We start from the raw sequence: 16,521 nt of genomic DNA, 5'->3' as shown, positions 1-16,521 counted from the left end.
GGTACGGCAATTATTGGCATATGGCTGTACCAGCATCTTGTATCCCTTTAGTATTTTTCAATTGGAATTGGCTGTAGCAGCGGGTGCCATTATCAGCTCGCACGATGGTGAGTTTATTCAACTGGGTGGCTTGCTCAATATAAGCCATACCATCCCAACCGACATAACCGCTAGGTGTGTCGCCCGTGGTATATATCGCGCTGCCTTTCGGTAAGTCTTGACCGGATTTATCGGTAAGTCTGATATTTGCGGCGGTAATCTGTGTTATGGGAAAATCAATTAAATAGCCACTGCGTTCGCTGATCGCTAAATTTCGCTCTACTGTTGGCAATATGACATCGGCAGGTAAATTCATGGGATCAATCTGGAATTTGGCCTGATAATATGAAGAAACTGTCGGAATCAAGATATATCCGTTGTTGTTCGTAGTACCAATCAGTTGATTTTCGTAACTGACCGGAATATTGCTAAAACCATTGGTTGATACCAAGGCAAATGCATCGTTAATCATATTACTGGCATAAACGCCGCCATTCATCATAACCAGCGAGCCACTTAATTCACCCCAACTATTATAGTTATCACTATTGCCATAAACACCGGCGCGACTTTCCATTATCCGAGTGCGCCAAATAATATCTGCTTGTTGGTAACTGCTATTTTCACTGTTGCCGTTGGCATAAGCGAGATTCCAACCCAGCCCGCCATTAGAAGGCGCTGCCCGGCTATAATTCACGCGTTGGGACCACTGGTTATCAACATCACGGCTGGTACTGGCGCTGGCTGATCCCCATTCACCCAGCGGGATACTCCAGATCAGTTGTGCGTTGTAACCTTTGGTCCCCAACTCACGATTGAGGGAGAGGTAAATACTGGTATTACGGAATATTGAGGTGCTATAGCTGATATTGACCAACCGGGTTCGCTCACCGAGCGCATCCCTGACATCGAAATAACCAGATCCAAGTGTCCCTAAGTTTCCAAGGCTGATACTGCCGGTTATCTGGTCGGTACGTCGGCTCAGACGAAAGTCGCTTTTGTAATTAGCCAGATCGCCATAATTATCGCTGCGGCTAATGCGCTGAGCATTCAGATTAAAGTAGGAATTACTGTAGGTATAACCTAATGAACGCTGGTTACCGATACCACCACGGGTATTAATGGCAACCTGTGAGGTATTAATGGTTGAATTGTTAATATCAGTGGCTGGTTGACTGATGACATCACTAAATGCATCGGCAGAGGTATTACTCATACTGTAGGCACCATTCAGTACCCCAAATAGGCCCAGCCGAAATCCGGCTCCGCCACCTACCACATTCATGCCTTTGGCAGCATCTCCTCGGCCTTCTAGTGTCAACCAAGACGTTGTGCCATAACGAACCACGCCACTGGCGACAGGATCAGCATAATCAGCAGAACGGATGGCATAATTGCGGCGTAAAGCACCGGCTGACAGGCTAAAATCCCACATGCCGGGTTTTAGCAGTGAACTGGCAACATAAAATGGCACTGAGGTGCTGATTTGTCTACCGAGGGCATCGGTTGTAATAATAGTCGCTTGGCCAGCACCATTAATACGAGGGGCATTATCGATAACAAAAGGGCCGGGGTTAATATTGGCTGATTGTGTTCTGAAGTTATCAATATACAGTTCGACAGTGCTAGGTACCACAGCTTGACCGGCAAATTGCGGCATCGGATAGGTAATAAGGTCGGGGCGAATAGCAAAATTACGCGCGATTTGAACACCACCCAGGCGCACCGCGCTACTCCAGGGCAAGGCTCCGGTGATCAGGTCACCTGCGGTATAACGTAGCAGGTTTTTTTCATCATTCCTCTGCCATTGGGTATCAAACCGAATATAGCCGTTATTATCCGTGTCGCCGTTATTACCTGAAAAGTTAGTACGATAAACGCCGGTATTACTGATCAAACCAAAACGGTCAAAAATACGTTGCTCGCTCCAGGCTGAGGCATTACCTGACTGTGGGTTACCACTGTTCTGGCTGACATAAAAATCATAATTTAATAAAAATCCTAGGCTACTTTGTGCAAGATTAAAATCATCAGTTGCGGCAGAGTTAATTTGCTGTTTCGGTAACCACTCGCTGGGAACATCAATCAATAACCGTTGGTTTTCTCCATCATATTTCACGGCCACCTTATCCATCTTATCAACCGCAACCTCTGCACTAGAGGGTAATCCGATGGTTTTTAACTGTGCTGGTGAAAGATAGTAATGTCCCCCGCGATAGATGACTGGCACAGCATCACCAAAGTTACGGTCATTGACCACTAACTCAAGATATAAGGTACTGTCGGGCATTGTTGCCATAGGTGGCGGCAGATTATCCCCCCAAACCTCCCAGGGGATGAGTGAAGGCAACAACACTGAGCCATACATCAATATTAATAATGGTGACAGCTTGAATCTGATAGTCATTCCCAACCCTAGGTTATTATTAAACACACCTTATCTGCTGTATGCGAACACCTTATTGGTGTGGGATGACTATGGGTTTGGTGCTGTTATTGATAATGGCGCTTAATTCTCCTGTTCTGGCTGTTGGGCTGAGCGGGAAACTCATTTTTGCACCGGCTAACACATAACCGAGTAAACCTTTATTAATGTCTTTCTCTTGCAGGGTCACCCGCGAAATCCGTGCATGAACAGCACCCTGATTAGAGATATTCAACCATTGTTTCTCGCCTTGTGAATGCACGCTATAACTGAGTTTCGTCGGCATAACACCGGGGGCTGGTGTGGTATCAGATGCCGCCAGCACACCACTGCCGTAAACAAACAAGGGAACGGAATAGCGCATTTGGAATTTCAGCCCTAACTGAGTGGCAGCGGGGGCGGTTTTATCGTTTGGGTCCTTATAAGGTATTTCATCAATTAATATGCGGTAGGCTTGTTCTTGCCCGGCGGGAACGGGGGCGTTTTTGACTAAACGAATCAGTTGACGCTTACCGGGTTGAATAGTTGCAACCGGTGGGCTGGCGATAATTCTTGATTGCGGGGTGTAATCGTCTTGGGTGTTGACCTGCTGCCAACCTAATACCCGAATCTGCATATAGATAGGCTGACTATCTTTATTTTCCAACCACAATGCAGTGGCTTTATCACTGTCTGAAATTATCGGGTCAATGGGCCAGATCAGAACGGAGGCCGCAGCATACAGTTGGCTACTGGTCAGTGTGGCCGAAAGCAATATTACCCGAGATAGTAGGTTAAATGGCGTCATAGTGAAATCTCCTGCGGCATCGTGCCAGTAATCAATAAGTAACTGTAACTAATAAAGTATCTGTGTAGACGCCAGCGCTAGGTTGCGTACTACTGGCAGACAGTTGTGCATATAAAATGACTTGTTGCAGGGTGCCATCGGTGGTCACTAAACGTGTCGATCCCCCATTGGCACCATCCCCCCAGATCTGGGTTCGGGCAGAGTTTTGATATATTTGATACAGCAAATATTCGCCCGTTGTGCTGTTGAGTAAGCGCCTGCCGGCAGAAATGTTACCTGAGGTATTGGCCCCGGAATTAAGTGCCAGTGTGACCGTGGGATTACCACTGCACTGGAGGACGATACTGCCTGAGTTGAGTCCAGATATTGCGTTAGTGGCGTTTGCCAATGAAGAGACGGTGCCGAAATCCAATGTGCCAAAGTTGCTGGTATCGGTGGCTCCGCCCCCAAGGCTACAGCCGGTTTGCACTATTGCATTGACAGTGAAACTTTTAGATACCGGTGAGGTGGCAGCATGGGCAACGGCGATGCTGAGTACTAAAATAAGTAGGGCGCGGGTGAGGTTATACTGAGATAAAGCATATTTCATTGTCAGCATCCTCCATAATATTTACCAATTCACCGTGACCTGAATGGTGTCGGTATAAGTCCCAACCGCCGGGGTCGGTTGGGCAAAAACCAGACCATAAACCGGAATGACCACCACTGATCCGGTAGCAATCTGGGAAATGCCAGTCAGGTTATCCCAAATTTTGCTATGTGCCGCATCGGTATACAGGTTGTAATTAACATGCTGGCCTGACGGGCCGCCGGCCAAATAACGGCTGGCAGTGCTACCACTCTGCCCACCACTGAGTAGCACATTAAAACTGGTCCCCTTACTGCATTGGACGGAAATGGCACCGTTATTTCCCTGACCGGCGACGGCAATCGGGGTGGTTAACGCAACCACGGTGCCGAAATTCAGGGTGCCAAAACTGGTTGCGCCATTAACAATGGTGCCCGCAGTACAAGTGGGCAATAGCGTGGCACGGACGGTGATATTGGCATTTTTCGTTATAGCCCCAACGGGAAAAAGTGGCAGCAGTAATAAGCTGCAAGTGGCGGCCAGAGCAAACAAGCGGCCTGCCATTACCAGGTAACAGTGACGGTAACAGTATCGAGATAGGTGCCGACACTGGGGGTCGCTTGAACAGGGACGCGGGCATAAATAGTCAGTGGGATCGCGGTGGCCAACCCAGTGCCCGTTCCATCAACCGTGCCGGATACTGGCGTCGCATTCCATGGCTGGAGAAAACCGTTGTCTCTGTAAAGGTTATAATTGACGAATTCTGATGTTCCGCCAGCCAGTCGTCGTTGCCCTGAGTTGTCATGTAGCCCATTATCTATTGCGATGGAATAAGCGGTATTATTGCTGCAATGCAATTTAAGTGAATCGTTGGTGGTGCCACTGAATGTCACGCTAAGAGGTGCGGTTAGGTCGCTCACTGTACCGAAATTTACAGTGCCCAGATTACTTAAGTTGCCACTCCCGAGGCCATTATCGATGTAACAGCCGGCGATGATGTTGAGTGTTGCGTTTAGTGTTCCACTGGCAGTACCTGCACCTTGCACTGGCGCTGTCTGTAGTACCATCACCGCACCTAAAATAAGTAAGATTTTCTTCATTATTGCTTCCTTAATCATCTAATTTGCAGCCAGGTAAGCGAGAACAGAGTTGCGCCAATAACGTAGCGAAACTAATGTTTATGTAACAAAACATTAAAAATTTAGATATTTAATTAATAGCAGCAAGATTTAGAAAGTGTTTAAAATTAATTAAAAAATCTTTATCCATCTCATTTGCATCATTTATTCCTATTTGTACTGGCAAAAATTCAAAAATGGGTTAGCTATTTTATTCAAGATAAATTGATGTTTTTATATCGGGGGTTTTCTGGCGTGAATCCATTCAGCCAAATAAGGATATGCTGAGATTCATATCAAAGAGCCTGGCTATTGATTAGATTTATTTTTTGAATATATTGCAGAAATAGCTAAAGCTAAAGCAGTACCGCCCAATAGGGCGGCTATGCGGTAAGTAAACTGCATTCCCTGGGTGATATGAGCCACGGTTGCTAATTGAATGTCTTGCTGGGCGCAGGCAAAGGCGAAAATAGCCCCCATGACCGCGGCGCCAGTAATCAGCCCGAGATTGCGCGAAAGATTCAGCAGGCCGGATGCAATGCCTCGCTGTTGCGCGCCAACAGATCTAATCACCAGCGTATTATTCGCAGCCTGGAAAATAGCATAGCCAGCTGTAATCAGGCAGACCGGCAAAATATAGCCGGGCAGGCCGGCAATTGGCCCGATCATCGACAGTGCAATTGCCCCGGTAGTGATCGCCGTTAATCCTGTAATCACCATCATTTGAGCACCGAATCTGTCGACCAGATAACCCGCAGGAACCCCGATGAGTGCCGCGACTATCGGGCCGGCGGACATCGACAATCCAACCCATGGTGTACTCATGGCAAAAGCCCGTGAAAGATAGAATGGCCCAACGACTAAGGTTGCCATCATGATAGTGGTGACCAATGCACTGACTATCAATGCACTACGCAGCTGTGAGTGGCGCCACATAGCGGTTTGAATTAATGGGAATGGAGTGTTCTTTTCCGCCCAGATGAATAACCCGATGCCAATTACCGCAGCGAGTAATAACACTAAATTAAGTGTACCGAAGGTGCCATGGCCCAGCGTCATGGCAAGGGCATACAGTGCCAGAGTCAGGCCCAGCAAGAGCATCCCAAGAGGATCAAAACCACCATGGGCCTGTTGTAATTCGTTGTTAGTGCTAGTGAATGAGTCGGAGATGGGTAAATAGCGTGATAGCAAAAATAAGGCTAATAACCCAAAAGGGATGTTAATCAGGAACATCGCTGGCCAACCGAACCCGCTGATTAACATGCCACCCACTGAGGGCCCAAGTGCCGTGCCGATAGCCGAGATGCTGCCGAGCATGCCCATCGCCCGCCCGATTTTTTCTTTACTAATCGCCTCACCGACCAGCGCCAGAGTCAGTGTCATCATGGTGGCGGCCCCTAATCCCTGTAACACACGGGCAGCAATTAACACTCCGATATCAGGGGCTAACGCGCAACCCAGAGAGGCCACTGTGAATAAACCAATCCCCGCATTCAACAATCGGCGTTTGTTAGTGATATCCCCCAAACGGCCAATGCTGATGGCCGAGGTGGTAATCGCCAGTAAATAGGCTAAAACGACCCACTGCGCCGCTTGAAAAGAGGCACTGAAAGTGAGTGTTAACGTGGGTAAGCCCACATTGGCGATGCTGGTTGCTAATGAAGAAAGCAGCATCGGCAGGGAGAGGCTGATAATTATTCTGCTTAGCGCACTGTTGGCGATGATGTCACTATTGATGTTTTCGGTATTGATTTTCATTAATAGATTAACTCCTGAATGACCTGTTCAGGAGAGATTAGGGTATTACATCATAAGGCGGAAGACGCATGGAATGCAGGTTATCCATGCATAAAACGCCATGTCAGCATGAGGTTGTGCTAGAGTCAGTACATGACAAAACCTGATCTCAATTTATTAATCACACTCAATGTTCTGCTGGCCGAGGGGAGCGTGGCGCGTGCTGCCCAGCGATTAGGGCTTAGCCCATCGGCGATGAGTCGGGCGTTGGCAAGATTGCGTAAAACAACCGGTGATCCCTTGCTGGTCAGGGCAGGGCGCGCCTTGGTAGCGACACCAAGAGCACTTGAACTGCGTGAACAGGTCAGCCAATTAGTACAAGAAGCCACATCGGTGCTGCGGCCTGCGGCAAAACTGGACCTGGCACAGTTGATGCGAACCTTCACTTTGCGTACCAGCGATGGCTTTGTCGAAAACTTTGGCGGCGCATTGCTGACTCGGATTCATCAACAAGCCCCCAATGTGCAACTGCATTTCATGCAAAAATTGAATAAAGACAGCGCATTGTTACGTGATGGCATGGTGGATCTGGAAACGGGTGTGGTGGGCCAGACTGCCAGCCCTGAATTACGAACACGGGCACTTTTCCGCGATCGCTTTATGGGCGTGGTGCGTGATGGTCACCCGCTATGTGGGGAGGACATCACCCCCGTGCGTTATGCAACTCAGGGGCATATTGTGGTTTCACGGCGTCAGGGCCATAAAGGGCCGATTGATGAGGCACTACAATTACTTGGGATTGAACGGAATATTATCGCCTCGGTTGATTCTATATCCACCGCATTGGCGCTGGTGAGAGGGACGGACTTGGTGGCGACGGTTCCCGAACGGCATAGCCAGAATCTGCGCCGAGGGATGTACAGCTTTCCTCTTCCTTTAACCTTACCGACTATTACGGTTTCGATGTTGTGGCATCCGCGCATGGATGCTGATCCGGCGCACCGTTGGTTGCGTCAATGCGTGCTGGATGTGATGGTGACACCGAGTGAGCAGCAGGTCGCACACGAAGATTAATCTTTATGCGGAAATGATGTCGGGGAATTATCAGGGCAGCCCAGTGTGAGCTACCCTGATGAGCACCTAAAAGCGGGGGATTGCTGTACCCCAATTGCGCCAATCTTTCGGCTCTTCTGGGTTAAGCAAGAAGTGCTGATTTATGCTGGCCTTAGGAGCCAGTGGTGTCGTTGGTGGGGTCGCGAAAGCAATGCCGCCGCGTATAAATTGCTGGAAGGTGCCGCTTTTCACCACACCACCGGTTAGACCGAATTCAAGGTTGTACCCTGATGCCAGCCAGAACACGCTATTTTGCCGCACCAACTGCTGGAATTTCTGGCTGATCCGTATCGATACCTGCACGCGATCAGACATCGCACCAAGGTTAAACCCGGTAACAGTACCCACTTCAAGCCCACGGAAGAGGACCGGTGTGCCAACCTGCAATGATCCTGCCTCCGCGGTATCCAGAATAAGGCTCAGCCCATCAAGATAACGGGAGTCGGTAATAGTGGCGGTTTGCAACTCAAAAGTACGTAATGTGCCACCTTTACCCGGCTCTACATTAATATAAGGTTGGAACAAGGTGTCCAGATTATTGACCCCTGCGGCTGATATCTCCGGCGAGACAATAGAAAAGCGGGTACCGGCCCGGGTAAAGTTCTGCACATATTCTGGATAGAGCACGGCTTTGGCTAACACTTCGTTGCGCTCAGGTGCCAGTTTCAGCGATTCGACTTGGCCAATATTGATACCCAAATAACGAATCGGCATGCCGGTTGCCAGTTTGCTGGCATCAAAGGTGCGCAATATGATTTGACTACCGACAGCACGGGCGGCGGTTTCATTACCATACAAGGTGCGTTTGGCCCCCTTATCCAGTGTCACACCTTCCAGATTATCAAAGCTGATAGCCCCTTTTAGGGCGCGATTCAACGGAGATGCCTGCACAGTTAGCCCACTGCCGTTCAACTGGACTTTCGCCCCACCCTCGGCCCAGAAAATGCTCTTATCAGTGAGTAAATTGCGATATTCGGGCTGAATATAGACATCCACTTCAAACTCATTGGCTTTTGGCCTGATATGGGTAATTTCACCTACCTGAAACTTGCGATATAACACCACAGAACCGGTTTGCACATCGGGCAAGCTGGCAGCAGTTAAACTTAGTGTTGTGGCGGGGGCGTTGCCTAAAATGCCATCGGTAGCTTTGGCGACACTGCTATACAGCGGATACTTATTCAGGGCTTCACCTTTGCTGCCCGGCAGTATCAGAATACCGCCATCAATCCACTCCTGCGCACTGGCACCCTGAATATCAATGCCATCAATCCCGAGTTTTACCTCCAGCCGACTGTTAACCACAAACTTGCTGTCTTTATGCACCAAATCACGGTATTTGGCTTCAACTGCTGCCGTGAAGGTCACACCGTCGGCTGATAACTCACGGGTCAAGACTTGGCCAATTTTAATGCCATGTAGCGAGATAGGCTGGCCGATATCAATGCCATAACTTTGCGGTGCGGTTAATTGCAATTCGAGCACATTGGGCTGCTGCAACAGACTTTTACTGCTTGGTAGCACGGTAAAGTGTTTTTGTGGTGCCCCTTCACCCGGGATTAACTCTAATGTATTGCCAGTCAAGAGTTCACTCAGTTTGGCATCATTAAGACTGATTCGGGGGCTGTTCATTTCAATGCGGCTGCCTGCACGCATCAAATCGACCACTGACGGGTCAATGGTCAGTTCACCGGTCACTTTACTGTCCGGTTGAAGTGTCATTTTGGTCAGGGTGCCAACCTGTAACCCCTGATAAATCAGCGGTGTTCTCCCCTCACTTAAACTACTCCCACTGGGTAAATCCAGCGTAATTGCCACACCACGTTGGCTATGTGCTAAATCGGGGTAGAGCTGAAAGGGTTGGTCCGGTTTCGCATCTGGGCTGTTTTTGGGTGAGTCAAAGGCAATGGCACCATTGACCAAGGCGGCCAGACTTTCCATTTGAACCGACGCGCCACTAAGACTGAAGTCACCTTTAAAACCAGACACATTCCAGAAGCGGGTATCGTTTTTTACCAATTTAGCGAAGCGCCGATCAATCAGTACATCAATGACAACGCCATTATTATCAGGCGCGATATTGTAGTCATAGACTTTACCCACCGGGATTTTACGGTAGTAAACCAGAGAGCCGTTATTGAGTGAGGCCAAATCGGGGGCATGGAGGTGAACCATCAATTCGCCGGTATTCAGGCGGAACTTAGGCTGGGTATCCAATGCGGTAAAGTGGCTCTGCGGTTTGCCCTCGCCTGGCATCATCCCGATATAGTTACCACCGACTAGCGCATCCAAGCCAGAGACCCCGGCCAAAGAGGCCTTGGGCGTCACTAGCCAGAACTGTGTCCCTTCTCGCAATGAGTCTTCCATATCATTTTTGATACTGGCGGTGACTTTTATATTGCGCAGGTCATCATCCAGACTGATGGATTGCACCATCCCGACTTCAACACCCTGATAGCGAATCGGGGTTCGGCCCGCCACAATACCGGCGGCAGACTGGAAATCAATAGTGACTTCGGTACCACGGTCCTGCCAGTTGTTATAAATCAGCCAACCGGCAATCAGCAGGGCAATAAAAGGCAGCAACCAGAAAGGCGATATCCGGCGTTTATGTTTAATTTGTGCCTCAGTCGGTGTACTCGGCGTTTCCTGTTGCATGTGCATCCCAAATCAATCGGCTATCGAGCCATTCAACAGCAAGGATAGTCAAAATGACCGCAGAGCCAAAATAGAAGGCTGCCGGTCCCATAGTGAAGGAAAGGAGCTGATCACGATTAATCAGCGACATCATTAACGCAATAACAAAGAGGTCTAGCATCGACCAACGGCCAATCCAGGTAATCAGTCGCAGTAATCGCATGCGCGTTTTAAGGCTATGTTGCGTCTTTAGATGAATGCTGAGCAACAATGTTAGCAATACAATCACCTTGGTAAACGGCACCAGCACACTGGCGATAAACACCACCGCGGCGATGGGCAGGTTACCCGATGAGGCCAAAGAGACCACGCCGGAGAAAATAGTATCTTCCATGCGGGTGCCATTGGCATAAACAATTGATATCGGTAAAAGATTAGCAGGCAACAGCAGGACTATCGAGGCAATTAACGCCGCCCAGGTTTTTTGGATGCTATGGCGGCGGCGATGGCGCAAAGGGGTATGGCAGCGTGGGCAGCGGCCGTATGCATCGCAGTGCCCGGTATAATGGCATGACAGGCAAATGCGCAATGTTTCCCGGGGGCCGGGGGGCTGCTCCTGGGGATAAAATCGCTCCCACAACTGCTCCAGATTCAAATGCACTAGCGTCAGAATACTGAGTAACGTCAGAGCCAGAAACGCTATCAACCCGCCACCGGGCATAACGTCCGCATACTCTTTGACCTTAATACAGGCCACCGCCATACCGATAAGATAGATATCTAGCATGACCCATTCTTTTAGCCGCTCCAGCATCAATAACACCGGGCGCAGGTTCATACCAATCCGGCTGCCGATACGCAGATACAGAATCGATGCGGTGAGTGTAACGGGAGCGCCAATAATACAAAATGCCACCATGCTGGCTGTAATCGGGCCGCCCTGACGACTCATTTGCCAGATACCCTCTAACAAACTGGCATCAATCCGCGTGCCGAGCAGGCGAATGGTGATCAGCGGCTCGGTAAAAGCAAATGGCATCAGCAGTAACATGGCAACCGCCATGGCGGTCAGGCGGGTAAGGGACCAATCGCGCCCACTGGCAATTTTTGCGCTGCACCGTGGGCAATAGGCTGTTTGTGTACCATTGAGCGGCGGCAGGGTAAATAGCGCATCGCACTGGCAGCAACGCTGAGCCCTTGCAGTGGAGAGTGGCCGTTGAATGGCATGTACCTTCATATTATAAAACCCTGATGCTGACACCGGTTTATAAAGAATAGCGCGGATGGTAGCAGAGCAATCGGTCAAAACAAGGGGCAAAACGGGCCAAACCCCCGATGGCGATAACTCTTTTACTTCGTTATAGCGGAATAACCTTGTAGCCAAGGGTATTTAATGATTACTTTATATAAGCTAAGCATAACTATCGCCTCTGGCTATTCTTAGGTTTCTAACGGTCATTACATGAAAAAAGCAGAATTCTACGCGGAATTAAAACGTGACTTGAGTGCCCTGATTGCAGGTGAAACGAATTTCATTGCTACTTTGGCTAATGCCAGCGCTTTACTTTATGAGCGTCTTGATGGGTTGAATTGGGCCGGTTTTTACTTGATCGACGGCAAACAATTAGTGCTGGGTCCTTTTCAAGGGAAAATCGCCTGTGTCCGTATTCCAATCGGCAAAGGCGTATGTGGAACTGCCGTGGCAGAAAACCGCGTTCAGCGAGTGGCGGATGTGCATGCATTCCCCGGACATATTGCCTGTGATGCCGCAAGTAATGCTGAAATTGTGCTGCCAATCACTGTGAAGGGTAAAATTATCGGCGTTTTGGATATCGACAGCATTGTTTATGATCGCTTTGATGACGCTGATGAATTGGGTTTAATCTCAGTCGTGGCGGGGCTTTGCGAGCATCTTGACCTGTGTGACAGTGAGAAATATGTCACACAGACTGCAAGTTGATATACGGATAACGTGGCAATTGCTGATGGCGTCATTATAATGACGCCTGTTCATGCCTGCGCTGGTTGGCAAACCCGTTGTAATCAGGAAATTTCATGGAAAATCAACCTAAGTTGAACAGTAGTAAAGAAGTCATAGCCTTTTTGGCTGAGCGGTTCCCGCTTTGCTTCACCGCCGAAGGCGAAGCACGTCCACTGAAGATCGGTATTTTTCAAGATCTGGTCGAACGTGTTCAGGGGGAAGAGAATTTAAGCAAAACGCAATTGCGTTCTGCGCTGCGTCTCTATACCTCAAGCTGGCGTTATCTTTATGGGGTCAAAGTCGGTGCTGAACGTGTTGATTTAGACGGCAACCCTTGTGGTGTGCTGGAAGAGCAACATGTAGAACATGCCCGCAAACAGCTAGAAGAGGCGAAAGCCCGTGTTCAGGCACAACGTGCTGAACAACAAGCTAAAAAGCGCGAAGCTGCCATTGCTGCGGGTGAAACCCCAGAGCCACGTCGCCCACGTCCGGCAGGTAAAAAACCTGCGCCGCGTCGTGAAGCGGGTGTGACTTCGGAAAACCGCAAGCCTCGTCAGTCACCTCGCCCACCACAGGCTCGGCCACCTCGTCCACAGGCCGAGGAAAACCAGCCACGCCCTGTGCCGGTCACAGATATCTCTAAACTGCAAATTGGTCAAGAAATCAAAGTCAGAGCAGGTAAGAGCGCGATGGATGCAACCGTATTAGAAATCGCTAAAGATGGCGTACGGGTGCAGCTATCTTCCGGTCTGGCGATGATTGTGCGCGCAGAACACTTGCAGTTCTGATACGGAGGCCAACCTAGGCATGAACAAATTTGTCAGACTAACAGCAATCGCAGGCTTGTTACTGGCGGGGGCGAGTTACGCAGCGGATACCACCTATCGCATCGATCAGCTACCTCAACTGCGTCAGGAACCCGAGCATGCAACCGTGAGTGAGCGCGTAACATCGCGCTTCACTCGCTCTCACTATCGTCAATTTACACTGGACGATCAGTTTTCCGCCAAAATATTTGATAGATTCCTCAACATGCTGGATTACAGCCATAACGTGTTGTTGGCATCAGATGTGGCACAGTTTGCGGATAAAAAGCAGTCGCTGGATGATGAGTTAAAATCAGGCCAGTTGGACACGCCTTTCGCTTTATTCAATTTGGCGCAAAAACGCCGCTTTGAGCGCTATCAATATGCATTGTCAGTACTGGACCGGCCAATGGTCTTTACCGGGAATGACACCATTGATATTGACCGTGGTAAAGCACCTTGGCCTACCAGCGAAGCTGAGCTGAACAAGCTTTGGGACGCAAAAGTTAAGTACGATCAGCTTAATTTGAAATTAACCGGTAAAACGGATAAAGAGATCAAAGAGACGCTGACAAAACGCTATCAGGCGGCCATTAAGCGTTTGACGCAAAGTAATAGCGAAGATGTATTCCAGCTAATTATGAATGCGTTTGCGCATGAAATTGACCCGCATACCAACTATTTGTCACCACGAAATACCGAACAGTTTAATACCGAAATGAGCTTGTCTCTGGAAGGTATTGGTGCTGTCCTGCAAATGGATGATGATTACACCTTAATCAACTCTATGGTTCCAGGTGGCCCCGCGGCGAAAAGTAAAACTATCGCCGTAGGTGATCGGGTGATCGGTGTGGGTCAAACCGGTAAGCCGATGGTGGATGTGATTGGATGGCGTCTCGATGATGTCGTGGCACTCATTAAAGGGCCGAAGGGCAGTAAAGTGCGGCTGGAGATTTTACCGGCCGGTAAAGGTACTAAACCGCGCACTGTCACCTTGACCCGTGAACGCATTCGTCTTGAAGATCGCGCAGTGAAAATGTCGGTAAAAACTATCGGCAAAGAGCGTGTCGGTGTACTGGATATCCCTGGTTTCTATGTTGGCCTGACCGAAGACGTTAAGGTGCAATTGCAGAAGCTGGAGAAAGAGAATGTCAGTAGCATTATTATTGACTTGCGCAGTAATGGTGGTGGTGCTCTGACCGAGGCTGTGTCGCTGTCTGGTTTGTTTATTCCGAGTGGGCCGGTGGTTCAAGTGCGGGATAACAACGGCAAAGTGCGTGAAGACAGTGATACTGATGGTGTGGTGTACTACAAAGGCCCGCTGGTGGTATTGGTGGACCGCTACAGTGCATCCGCTTCCGAAATCTTTGCTGCTGCCATGCAGGACTATGGTCGTGCATTAATTGTCGGTGAACCAACCTTTGGTAAAGGTACTGTTCAACAGTATCGGTCGTTAAATCGTATTTACGATCAAATGTTGCGCCCGGAATGGCCTGCATTGGGTTCACTGCAATACACTATCCAGAAATTCTATCGGGTAGATGGTGGCAGTACTCAGCGTAAAGGGGTAACCCCGGATATCGTGATGCCAACCGGTGTTGATCCGGCGGAAACGGGTGAGAGTTTCGAAGATAATGCCTTGCCTTGGGACAGTATCAATGCGGCCAGTTACGTCAAGAGTGGTGATCTGAAGCCACTGGAGCCGGAGTTACTGAAAGCACATACAGCGCGGATTGCCGCTGATCCTGAATTCCAGCATATTCAGCAAGATATTGAGCGTTATAAAGCGTTAAAAGAGAAACGCAACATCGTCTCTCTCAATTACGCTCAGCGTGAAAAAGAGAACCATGATGATGATGCCACGCGGCTGAATCGCTTGAATGAGCGTTTCAAACGTGAAGGTAAAAAGCCACTGAAGTCATTGGAGGATTTGCCAAAAGACTATCAGGAGCCAGACCCTTATCTGGATGAGACTGTTCATATTGCTTTGGATTTGGCTCATAAAGAAAAAGCGCAGCCGCAAGTTGAATCACCACCAGCGGCAGCACCTGCGGCAAAATAAGTCAGCAGATAATATGAAGGATCCGGGCCTTAAAAAGAGCCCGGATTTTTTTTACGTTTTTTTCATCGCCGAATTTATCAATTGGCGAAAAAATAGCAAAATATGTAATGAAAAGTATCCAAATTTGTAAAGTTATGTTGATTTACTCTGTTAGAACTTAACAAGCCTTGAAAATTTGTCAGATGCCCATACGATCAGCGTATCTCAGTAGTAATTTGGCTAAGTCATCATCCAGGATTATGCCAATTTTGACTTAAGACCCATGTGACTCAACACAGTGTCGACTTAAAACAATAAGGAAATAAATTTTTATGATGCGTATCGCTCTGTTCCTTCTCACCAACCTGGCAGTCATGTTGGTGTTCGGGTTGGTACTAAGCCTGACAGGTATTCAGTCCAGCAGTGTACAAGGGCTGATGATCATGGCTGGTCTGTTCGGTTTCGGCGGCGCATTTGTTTCGTTGCTGATGTCCAAATGGATGGCTTTACGTTCAGTGGGTGGTGAAGTTATCGAACAACCGCGCAATGAAACTGAACGCTGGTTGCTGGATACGGTGCGTCGCCAATCCCAGCAAGCCGGTATTGCTATGCCACAAGTTGCTATTTATCAGGCACCGGATATTAACGCCTTTGCGACCGGGGCTCGTCGTGATGCCTCTTTAGTGGCAGTGAGTACAGGTCTATTGCAGAACATGAGTCGTGATGAAGCAGAAGCCGTTATTGCTCATGAAATTAGCCACGTCGCTAACGGCGATATGGTCACCATGACCTTGATTCAGGGGATTGTGAATACCTTTGTAATCTTCATTTCACGCCTGATTGCGCAAGTCGCTGCCGGTTTCCTATCAGGGGACCGTGATAATGAAAGCAGTAGCGCCGGTAACCCGATGGTCTACTTTGCCGTATCAATGGTCTTGGAATTGGTCTTTGGTATTCTGGCCAGCATTATCACCATGTGGTTCTCGCGCCATCGCGAATTCCACGCTGATGCAGGCTCAGCGAAGCTGGTAGGGCGTGAGAAGATGATAGCGGCTCTGCAACGGCTGAAAACCAGCTATGAGCCACAGGAAGCAGGCAACATGATGGCTTTCTGCATTAATGGTAAGTCCAAAACCTTCAGCGAGCTGTTTATGTCACATCCGCCGCTGGACAAACGTATTGAAGCGCTGCGTTCAGGCCAGTATCTGAAGTAGCCACCACCAACTCTTCTGATTGAAAACCCCGCCCGCCAGCGGGGTTTTTTTATTG

At 49.0% G+C, this 16,521-nt stretch carries 13 protein-coding genes; 5 read left to right on the top strand and 8 right to left on the bottom strand.

All coding sequences use genetic code 11. From position 1 onward, the window contains the following. Nucleotides 1-10 precede the first annotated feature (10 nt). The 6 genes from Q2T71_RS11665 to Q2T71_RS11640 form a co-directional block, all read right to left on the bottom strand. The gene (locus Q2T71_RS11665) at nt 11-2,446 is read right to left on the bottom strand and encodes a fimbria/pilus outer membrane usher protein (protein ID WP_372559181.1); all 2,436 of its coding nucleotides are present in this window, start codon (nt 2,444-2,446) and stop codon (nt 11-13) included. A gap of 52 nt (nt 2,447-2,498) precedes the next feature. After that, nucleotides 2,499-3,251 (bottom strand): molecular chaperone, encoded by a 753-nt coding sequence (locus tag Q2T71_RS11660; RefSeq protein ID WP_372559180.1) that lies wholly within the window; start codon nt 3,249-3,251, stop codon nt 2,499-2,501. 31 nt (nt 3,252-3,282) lie between these two features. Then, nucleotides 3,283-3,840 (bottom strand): spore coat U domain-containing protein, encoded by a 558-nt coding sequence (locus Q2T71_RS11655; protein WP_372559179.1) that lies wholly within the window; start codon nt 3,838-3,840, stop codon nt 3,283-3,285. 21 nt (nt 3,841-3,861) lie between these two features. Beyond that, complete coding sequence (locus Q2T71_RS11650) at nt 3,862-4,383, bottom strand: spore coat U domain-containing protein (RefSeq protein WP_372559178.1); 522 nt, start codon at nt 4,381-4,383, stop codon at nt 3,862-3,864. After that, nucleotides 4,383-4,919, bottom strand: a complete 537-nt coding sequence (locus Q2T71_RS11645) for a spore coat U domain-containing protein (protein ID WP_372559177.1) — start codon at nt 4,917-4,919, stop codon at nt 4,383-4,385. Before Q2T71_RS11645 ends, Q2T71_RS11650 begins: the two co-directional genes overlap by 1 nt. Nucleotides 4,920-5,246: 327 nt before the next feature. Then, nucleotides 5,247-6,695 (bottom strand): MFS transporter, encoded by a 1,449-nt coding sequence (locus tag Q2T71_RS11640; RefSeq protein WP_372559176.1) that lies wholly within the window; start codon nt 6,693-6,695, stop codon nt 5,247-5,249. A gap of 132 nt (nt 6,696-6,827) precedes the next feature. Here Q2T71_RS11640 and Q2T71_RS11635 point away from each other — a divergent pair, with 132 nt between their 5' ends. Then, nucleotides 6,828-7,748: a LysR family transcriptional regulator gene (locus Q2T71_RS11635; protein ID WP_372559175.1), complete on the top strand. Its 921-nt coding sequence runs from the start codon at nt 6,828-6,830 to the stop codon at nt 7,746-7,748. Nucleotides 7,749-7,814: 66 nt separating this feature from the next. On the opposite strand, the gene Q2T71_RS11630 is transcribed toward Q2T71_RS11635, so the two are convergent. Both Q2T71_RS11630 and yebS read right to left on the bottom strand, forming a co-directional pair. Continuing rightward, a complete protein-coding gene (locus Q2T71_RS11630) occupies nt 7,815-10,445 on the bottom strand; it encodes an MlaD family protein (protein ID WP_372559174.1) in 2,631 nt (876 codons plus the stop codon). Then, the gene (gene yebS, locus Q2T71_RS11625; RefSeq protein WP_372559173.1) at nt 10,414-11,661 is read right to left on the bottom strand and encodes a membrane integrity lipid transport subunit YebS; all 1,248 of its coding nucleotides are present in this window, start codon (nt 11,659-11,661) and stop codon (nt 10,414-10,416) included. The genes Q2T71_RS11630 and yebS overlap by 32 nt, the downstream gene beginning before the upstream one ends. 225 nt (nt 11,662-11,886) lie before the next feature. Here yebS and Q2T71_RS11620 point away from each other — a divergent pair, with 225 nt between their 5' ends. The 4 genes from Q2T71_RS11620 to htpX all read left to right on the top strand — a co-directional run bounded on the left by Q2T71_RS11620 (nt 11,887) and on the right by htpX (nt 16,466). Beyond that, the gene (locus tag Q2T71_RS11620) at nt 11,887-12,384 is read left to right on the top strand and encodes a GAF domain-containing protein (protein WP_083158658.1); all 498 of its coding nucleotides are present in this window, start codon (nt 11,887-11,889) and stop codon (nt 12,382-12,384) included. Between the two features lie 95 nt (nt 12,385-12,479). Further along, nucleotides 12,480-13,193 (top strand): RNA chaperone ProQ, encoded by a 714-nt coding sequence (gene proQ / locus Q2T71_RS11615; RefSeq protein WP_372559172.1) that lies wholly within the window; start codon nt 12,480-12,482, stop codon nt 13,191-13,193. Between the two features lie 19 nt (nt 13,194-13,212). Then, nucleotides 13,213-15,273 (top strand): carboxy terminal-processing peptidase, encoded by a 2,061-nt coding sequence (prc, locus tag Q2T71_RS11610; protein ID WP_083158659.1) that lies wholly within the window; start codon nt 13,213-13,215, stop codon nt 15,271-15,273. Nucleotides 15,274-15,584: 311 nt separating this feature from the next. Next, complete coding sequence (gene htpX, locus Q2T71_RS11605) at nt 15,585-16,466, top strand: protease HtpX (RefSeq protein ID WP_005182949.1); 882 nt, start codon at nt 15,585-15,587, stop codon at nt 16,464-16,466. Nucleotides 16,467-16,521: the final 55 nt, after the last annotated feature.

Origin of the sequence: Yersinia sp. 1652 StPb PI (assembly GCF_041538345.1) — a bacterium.
Classification (GTDB): Bacteria; Pseudomonadota; Gammaproteobacteria; order Enterobacterales; family Enterobacteriaceae; genus Yersinia; species Yersinia enterocolitica_E.
Note: the sequence above shows the minus strand (reverse complement) of the source record. Positions and strands in the feature narration are given on the sequence as shown.